This is a genomic window from Kitasatospora xanthocidica (genome assembly GCF_014656195.1).
Taxonomy (GTDB): domain Bacteria; phylum Actinomycetota; class Actinomycetes; order Streptomycetales; family Streptomycetaceae; genus Kitasatospora; species Kitasatospora xanthocidica.
On the sequence record NZ_BNBY01000001.1, the window covers coordinates 761,320 to 769,452 of the forward strand.

The following is an 8,133-nucleotide window of genomic DNA, read 5'->3' on the forward strand; positions in this document are numbered from 1 at the left end:
CACCCATCTCGTCCACACCCGACAAACGCCCCCTGGAGTTCCCCGCATGAAGGTCGAGATCTGGTCCGACATCGCCTGCCCCTGGTGCTACATCGGCAAGCGCCGTTTCGAGCAGGCCCTCGCGGACTTCCCGGGCAAGGAGCAGGTCGAGGTCGTCTACCGCCCGTACCAGCTGGTCCCGGACGCCCCGGAGACGGCGAGCCCGCACCGCGCCTGGCTGGCCGAGCGGTACGGTCCGCAGTCCGTGGCGATGGACGCCCGGGTGGCCGAGCTGGGCCTGGCCGAGGGCATCACGTACGACTTCGACGAGGCGCTGCACGCCAACACCTTCCTGGGGCACCGGCTGCTGCACCTCGCCGAGAGCGAGTACGGCGCGGCCGCGCAGGGGCGGCTGAAGGAGGCGCTGCTGAAGGCGCACTTCACCGACGGCGTCGACGTCGGCGACCGCGCCGCGCTGACGGACGTCGCCGTTTCGGCGGGCCTGGACCGGGCGCGGGTGACCGCCTACCTGGCGGGCGACGAGGGCACCGCCGAGGTCAACGCCCAGCTGGCCGAGGGCCGGGAGCTGGGCATCAGCGCGGTGCCGACCTTCGTGTTCGAGGGCAAGTGGGCGGTCCAGGGCGGTCAGGACGCCGGGACGTTCCGCAAGGTGCTGGACCAGGTCGCCGCCGAGATCGGCGAGCGCCGGCCGGTCCCGGTGCAGGTCGCCCCGGCCGGGGAGGCCTGCGCGGACGGCTCCTGCGCCATCTGAGCCCGCCCCACCCCCCCAGGTCCGGACGCACCCCCGTCCGGGCGCCCGAGGCCCGTTTCAGGAGCACCTGAAGCGGGCCTCGGCCCAGTCCGCGACGTTCAGCGCCGACCAGATCCCGTTCGCCGGGGTGACCACCAGCCGGATCGACTTCTCCCCGGCCAGCGGCACGTGCACCGGTACCGCGTCGTCGCCGACGGCGAGCGCCCGGGAGTGCCACAGGGTGCGGCCGTCGCCGCCCTCGACGGAGAAGACCACCCCGCCCGGGGAGAGCGTGGCGTCGTCCACCCCGGCCACCGCGTCGAAGGACGTGCAGCTGCGGTTGAGGTCGATCAGGGTGGTCGCGGGGGCGTGCACGGTGAGGGCGTGCGGGTGGTAGTCGCCGCCGATCCAGCCGCCGTCGCGCTGCCAGAAGTTGTCGCTGCCCTTCTGCCGGATGCTCGGCCCGTCCGGCGGCACCCGGTTGTTGCCGGGCTTGACCACGGGCAGCGCGTCGGCCCAGAAGTCGGTGGGCGCGGGCGGCGTGGGCCGGGTGACGGTGGGTGTCGGCACCGGCGGCAGGGTCGGCGTCGGGATGACGGGGACCTCGGGGGTGGGCACCGGCGGCAGGGTCGGCCGGGGCACGACCGGGGGAGTGAAGGCCGGCTCGGGGGCCGGCGGGCTGCTGGGTGCGGGCGGGCCCGGCTTGGGCGCCGTGGTGGTGGGCGGGGCCTGCGTGGGCTTGGCGGACGGCTTCGCGCTGGGGCTCGGCGCGGGCGGCTCCGGGGCCGGCGCGGCGGGTACCGGCGCCGGGGCCGGCGTGGGGACGGGCGCGGGTGCCGGGGGTGCGGGCGGTTCCGGGGCCGGTGCGGCCGGGGCGCTGACGGCCGGAGGCGCGGCCACCGGGGGCTTCGGTTCGGGCGAGCCGGTCAGCGCGTACGCGGCGACGGCGGCCGCGGCCACCGCGACGGCGGCGGCGATCCCGGCCTTGGCGGCGGTGCCCAGGCCCTCGCCGGCCAGGGCGGCGGCTCCGCCCCCGCTGCCACCGGACGCCGCACCGGCCGCCCCGGCACCGGCGGCCGCCGAGCCCGCCGTCGAACCGGCCACGGCGCCCGAGGAGCCGGCGGTGGCCGCCACCGTCCCCGCGGCCGCGCCGCCGACCGCGGCGACACCGCCGACGGCGGCCGCGGCGGCACTGAAGCCGCCGACCCCGACCCAGACGAGCACTCCGCCGGGCAGCAGGGCGCGCAGCCCGGTGTTGATCTCGGTCAGTTCGAGGCAGGCCGCGGTGCAGCGGTCGCACTCCTTGAGGTGCCGTCCGACCTCCGCCGAGGCCCGCTTGCGCAGCGAGCCGCGGGCGTACGCCCCGAGCCGGTTGGCGTAGGACTCGCAGGTGCTCTCCTGGCTGCCGGAGACGTGTGCCTGCAGGAACGCGGCGGCGAGCCGGTCGCGGGCCCGGTGGGCCTGGACGGCGGTGGCGTTGGCGGTCTTGCCGAGCATCACGGCGACGGTCTTGGGGGATTCCCGCTCGACCTCGGTGTGCCAGAGCACGACCCGGTCGTCCTCGGGCAGTTCGGCGTAGGCCTGCATGACCATCCGCTGGTCGGCCATCGCCATCGCCCAGGCGTCGGCGCCCGGGTCGGCGAGGTCGAGGTCGACGACGGCGGCCGAGGTCTGCGCGAAGACGGCGAAGTCGTCGACGAGTTGTTCGCGTCGCTCGCTGCGGTGCCAGGCGGCGGCGACGTTGCGCACGGCGGTCAGCAGGTACGCGCGGACGGCGAACTCGGGGCCCTTGCCGGCGCGCAGCGCTTGCAGGGTGCGGGCGAAGACCTCGCCCGCGAGGTCCTCGGCGGTGAAGTTGTCCCGGCAGCAGGTGCGGGCGTAGCGGCGGACCGAGTCGGCGTGCCGGCGGTAGATCTCCTCGTACGCGGTGTCGTCGCCGGCCCGGACCCGGGCGGTCAACTCGGCGTCCGAGGGCGGGCGCTCGCCGTCCATCGGGTCGGCGGGAGCGGGTACGGTCGGGCGCGCGGTCCGGCCGTCGCCGCCGTACGGCTCTCCGACGAAGGCCTCGGGGGCGACGCCGCCCCGGCCCGCCGGGGCCTGGCCGGGCACCCGGCCGGTGGGCAGCGCGGCGGCGGAGGCGGAGAGCGTCTCGCGGCTGGGCATCCCGGCCTGGTCGGGGACGTGTCCGGCGGCCGGGCCCGGTGCGGCGCCCGGCACTTGGGCCGCCCCGCCGAGGCCACCCGTACTGCCGCCGACGCCACCCGTGCCGCCACCCGTACTGCCGCCCGTACCGCCACCGATGCCGCCGGGGCCCGCGGCGGACCCTTCGGCGGTGCTACCGGAGAGCCCCCCGAAGTCGAGGCCGTACCCGTAGTCGTTCTGTTCCTCGGCGCTCACAACGGACCCCAGATTCCACGACAGCCCCCGTAGTGTGGCAGGGCGCGCGGAGGTGCGTAGGCGCACGGTTCCCCGGCGTACGGCGCCGACGGCGCGCGAAGGGCGCGCATCGGGACATTGGCTCCAACCACGGGCAAAGGATGGCATAGCGCAGGGACGGGCGGTAGCCGGACCGGCCGTTCCCCACTCTTCCGTGGGGCCGTCGCGGATGTGTTCGCCCGGCGTGCGGCGGCGGGTCGCGCGACGCCCGCACCCGGCGCGCGTTCCCGTTCCGCGCGCCGGCGTTCCGTCCAACTGCCGCGCCCGCCCGGCGAGGCGGCCGCGCCCCTCCCCGGGGTCAGCGGGCCCGCAGGCCGTCCAGCAGTATCTGCAGCAGCCGTTCCGAGGGCCCGGGAGCCGCCTGGCCGCCCGTCTGCGGGGAGACCGGTGAGAAACCGCTCGCCGCCGGCGTCGAGACCGACGGCCGGGCCGCGTGCACCGGCACCGACGCGGTCAGCACCAGCACCACGTCCGACACCGTGACGCCCGGCCGCAGTTCGCCCGCCGCACCGGCCCGCGCCACCAGCGCGGCCAGCAGCTGCAGCAGCAACCGGGGATCGGCGTCGGCGGCCGACGGTTCCACCGCCCCGCCGGAGCGGGCCTCCTCACCGCGCAGGTCGAAGCGGACCGCGGCGGGCGGTTCCGGCATCCGCTGTTCGGGCACCCGGCCCAGTTCCTCCGCGTACCGGAACGCCTCCGGCGGCAGCAGCCGCCCGGCGCCGCTGCTCACGGCCCGGGCCAGGTAGCCGGCCAGTGCCTCCCAGGCGCCGTCACCGCCGTACAGCGATTCGCGCGCCTGCGCCGTCAGCCACGCCACCTCCTCGGCGGCGATCCGCTGGACCAGCACCTCCTTGCTCGGGAAGCGCCGGTAGACGGTGCCGACGCCGACCCCCGCCCGGCGCGCGACCTCCTCCATCGGCGCGCCGTAGCCGAACTCGCCGAAGACCTCGCGGGCCGCCCGCAGCACGCTCTCCAGGTTCCGCCGCGCGTCCACCCGCAGCCGGGCCCCGGGCACCGGCACGGTGGCCGACACCGGCTCGGCCCGGTACGGGACGGCGGTCTGAACCATGCCCACCTGCGCCATTCCGGTCTGTGCCGTCCCGACCTGCGCCATCCCGGTCTGGGCCGGCAGGTCCACCGGGCCGCGTTGCTCGGGCACCATGCCCGACCCGGCCTGCGGTGCACCCGCCCGGCCCCACACCTGCTCCTGTTCCATCATCCCAACTCTCCCCCGCAGGCGTCCGAATCCGGACCCTGTCGTCGCCCGCCCCTGCACCCCCCGGTGCAGCTCAGCCCGTCAGAAATGACCCGATGAACCATCGCTCGTGCCGCCCGTCCCGATCCGGTGACCACGGTTCGTGCCGCCGGGCCGGGTCCACATCCGGCTCGGCGCGTCGGCACCGTCCGGGGCCCTGTCCGGGAACTACCCTTCCCCGGATGACTGTCCCCCAGTCGGGTTCTCACGCCAACGCTGGAACTGGCCGTAGTGGCCGCTCCACGGTGCGTCGCCGCCGATTGTCATGGCGACGGCCGCCCCGGTACACAATCCGACCATAGTTCACGGCTCTTCGCGGCCGAAAGTGCGTCAGAAAGTCGCCCAGCAAGCACAACTGGCCCCGGCGGCCCCTCGTGTCGCAACCAGCCCCGTACGGACTGTGGACAAGACCACCTCCGCCGGTCCTTCATAGGGGGGCGTGATGGCGGGGACACCCCCGGCCGCGGGGCCGGGACGAAACGTCACATCGGCAGGAGGTGCACCATCAGGATCCTGATTGCCGGCGGGGGTTGCGCCGGTACGGCCACCGCACTCCACCTCCAGCGCGGCCTGCGGGAGCGGCTGCGGCGGGGCGAGGTCGAGATCACGGTCGTCGAACCCCAGGCCTACTTCACCTACCACCCGCTGCTGGCCGAGGTCGCGGCCGGCTCGATCGACCCGAGACACGTGGTCGTCCCGCTCCGCCGGGTCCTGCCGGACTGCCGGGTGGTCACCGCCAGGATCACCCGGATCGAACACGCGGCCCGGCGCGCCCTGGCCGACGCCGCGGTCCCCGGCGAGCCCCCCGCGCCGATCGAACTGCCCTACGACCTCCTGGTGGTGGCCCCCGGCTCGGTCTCCCGGACGGCTCCGGTGCCGGGGCTCGCCGAACACGGCCTGGGCTTCTCCACGGTCGGCGAGGCCGTGGGCCTGCGCAACCACGTCCTGGAGCAGCTCGACCTGGCCTCCGCCACCCGGGACCCCGCACTGCGGCAGGCCGCGCTCACCTTCGTCTTCGTCGGCGCCGGCTACGCGGGCGTCGGCGCGCTCGCCGAGCTGGAGGACATGGCCCGCGCCGCCGTCCGCGGCTACCACAACGTCCGCGCGGAGGACCTGCGCTGGGTGCTGGTCGAGGCGACCGACCGGATCCTCGCCGAGGAGTCGCCCGAACTCGCCGGGCACACCCTCGGCGAGCTGCGCGAACGCGGCGTCGACATCCGGCTGCGCACCACCCTGGAGTCCGCCGTCGACCGGGTCGTCGCACTCTCCGACGGCACCCGCTTCGGCGCCCGCACCCTGGTCTGGACGGCGGGCACCCGGCCGTCCCCGCTGCTGCGCGACACCGACCTGCCGCTGGACACCCTCGGCCGGGTCCGCTGCCTCGCCACCCTGCAGGCGGTCGGACCGGACGGACGCGCCCTCCCCGGTGTCTGGGCGGCCGGCGACTGCGCCGCCGTCCCGGACCCGAACGCGGACGGCGCCCCCTGCGCGCCCAACGCCCAGCACGCCTTCGCCGAGGCCGAGCTGCTCGCCCGCAACATCGCGGTGGCCCTGGACGGCGGCCCGCACGCGCCGGACCTGGCCGAGTACCGGCCCGGCCCCGCGGCCTGTTCGACCTCGCTCGGTCCGGGCCGGGCGGTCGCGCACACCCGGCGCGGCCGCAAGCTGACCGGCCGGCGGGCCTGGTGGCTGCACCGGGCGCGGCACCTGCGGCGGCTGCCGAGCGCGGAACGGCGGGTGCGGGTGCTGGTGGACTGGGTGCTGGGCGGGGTGTTCTCCCGGGAGGTGGTCTCGCTGGGCGCGATGGAGCACCCGCGTTCGATCTTCGAGGGCGGGTTCGAGCCGAAGCCGGGACGGCCGTCCGACGCCGGACCGGATGCGCCCCGCTGACCGCCCCGCCGAACCGGGCCGGAGGCCGATCCGACGGCCACGCCGGGCGTGCGACTTCCGGAATCGGGCCTCCGCCTGACAGGATCAGCCCGACCCGGTCATTACCCCGTGTGCTGATGTGTACACAAAAAGTGATGATATGCCTGGAAAACGAGGAAGCGGCCGTCGTTTGAACCTGATGCGCTGGAGCGCCCGGCTCACCGGAGCCCCCTGGCGTGCCGCCCCGACCAACGGGGCCGGCACCGACGAGGGCGTGCCCTCCGCCGACGGCGTCGTGGTGCCCGGCCCCCGCGACCCGACCAGCCCCACCACCACCGCCGAGCTCCTCGACCCGCACAAGCCCCAGAACCTGCGCGAGGTCCTCAACCGCATCCCCGCGCCGGTCGCCGTCACCTACGGCCCGCTGCACCAGCTCGGCTACGCCAACCGCGCCTACCGCGAACTCTTCGGCGACCGCCCCACCGGCCTGCCCGCCGCCGAGGCCCTCCCGGAACTCGGCACCATGGGCGTCCTGCCCCTGATGGACCAGGTCATCCGCGGCGGCCGCCCGCGCAGCGTCAAGGCCCGCTGCATCCTCGGCCTCACCGGCAACCGCTACTACAACGTCTCCTGCGTCCCGCTCGGCCCCGGCGACACCACCGACACACCCCCCGAGGGCCCGCCCGCCGGCGTACTGATCTTCGCCGCCGAGGTCACCGACCAGGTCCTCGCCGCCGCCCGCCTGCGCGAAGCCGAACGCCGCCAGCGCGAGGCCGCCGTCACCCTCCAGCGCAGCCTCCTCCCGCAGAAGCTCGACCAGCCGGCCGACCTGCGGGTCGCCGCCACCTACCAGCCCGGCGGCGCCGAGGCCGCCGTCGGCGGCGACTGGTACGACGTCATCGCCATCGACGGCGGACGCACCGCACTCGTGATCGGCGATGTCATGGGCCGCGGCCTGCGGGCGGCAGCCGTGATGGGCCAGCTGCGCACCGCGGTCCGCGCCTACGCCCGCCTCGACCTGCCCCCGCACGAGGTGATGCGCCTGCTCGACGGCCTCGCCATGGAGATCGACGCCAACCAGATCGCCACCTGCACCTACGCCGTCTGGGACCCGAGCCGCCGCACCCTCACCTACGCCTCGGCCGGCCACCTCCCGATGCTGCTGCGCTGCCCCGACGGAACCATCCTGCGCAGCGAGGAACAGAACGGCCCCCCGCTCGGCACCGGCGACGGCCTGCACATCTCCCACACCCTGCGCCTGCTCCCCGGCACGACCGGCGTCCTCTATACGGACGGCCTGGTCGAGCGCCGCGACGAGGACATCGACCAGGGACTCGACCTCCTGGCCCGCACCCTGACCGGCGCGATCGGCGCCCCCGAGGTGATCTGCGCCCGGCTGCTGCGGGCGATGGGGGTGACCTCGGAGCACGACGACGACGTCGCCGTCCTGGCCTTCCAGCTGCCGGCGGAGGAGGCCGCCGAGAATCCGCTTGCGGAGCTTGACTCGGCCGTCCCAGAGGTCTAGTGTTCTTCGAGCTGCCTGGCAGGGAGCACCGGACACGCATCTGCGCGGACGGTCCCGGGGCAGCCAATCCTCTGAAACACCACTTCCCAGGTTCGGGCTGGGTCGCGTTCGCGTTTTCGCGTCGTGGCTCGGTTCTTATTCGGCGTGCTCGTTTTAATGGGTTGCGGTCGATTCGCTTTTCGGAGCGGGGATCGGCTAGAGTTTGAAACGTCGGACGGGGCGTCAAGCCGCAGAAGACACCGGCGAGTTGGATGAGGGAAGCCCGGAAACGGCGCGGAAAACATCTGATAAGCTGGAAACACGAAAGAACGAAGCCCG

Annotated in this window: 4 protein-coding genes and 1 pseudogene; 3 read left to right on the forward strand and 2 right to left on the reverse strand. The window is 75.1% G+C overall.

Translation table 11 applies throughout. The features are described from left to right. Positions 1 to 46 precede the first annotated feature (46 nt). Entirely contained in the window at positions 47 to 751 is a 705-nt protein-coding gene (locus tag IE332_RS03385) for a DsbA family oxidoreductase (RefSeq protein ID WP_189913507.1), read from the forward strand. Between the two features lie 57 nt (positions 752 to 808). Here IE332_RS03385 and IE332_RS03390 read toward each other — a convergent pair whose 3' ends face one another. Then, complete coding sequence (locus IE332_RS03390) at positions 809 to 3,127, reverse strand: sigma-70 family RNA polymerase sigma factor (RefSeq protein ID WP_229928245.1); 2,319 nt, start codon at positions 3,125 to 3,127, stop codon at positions 809 to 811. Positions 3,128 to 3,464: 337 nt separating this feature from the next. Next, a complete protein-coding gene (locus tag IE332_RS03395; protein ID WP_189913575.1) occupies positions 3,465 to 4,235 on the reverse strand; it encodes a TetR/AcrR family transcriptional regulator in 771 nt (256 codons plus the stop codon). Between the two features lie 702 nt (positions 4,236 to 4,937). Between IE332_RS03395 and IE332_RS03400 the strand changes: the two genes are divergently transcribed. Both IE332_RS03400 and IE332_RS03405 read left to right on the forward strand, forming a co-directional pair. Continuing rightward, complete coding sequence (locus IE332_RS03400) at positions 4,938 to 6,311, forward strand: NAD(P)/FAD-dependent oxidoreductase (protein ID WP_229928270.1); 1,374 nt, start codon at positions 4,938 to 4,940, stop codon at positions 6,309 to 6,311. A gap of 169 nt (positions 6,312 to 6,480) precedes the next feature. Continuing rightward, positions 6,481 to 7,782: pseudogene (locus IE332_RS03405) on the forward strand (SpoIIE family protein phosphatase); the annotation flags it as partial. Between the last annotated feature and the right edge of the window lie 351 nt (positions 7,783 to 8,133).

Bases quoted from the DNA above. Each gene is read 5' to 3' on its own strand.
- IE332_RS03395 (WP_189913575.1), bottom strand. From the start codon at position 4,235: ATGGTTCAGACCGCCGTCCCGTACCGGGCCGAGCCGGTGTCGGCCACC.
- IE332_RS03385 (WP_189913507.1), top strand. From the start codon at position 47: ATGAAGGTCGAGATCTGGTCCGACATCGCCTGCCCCTGGTGCTACATC.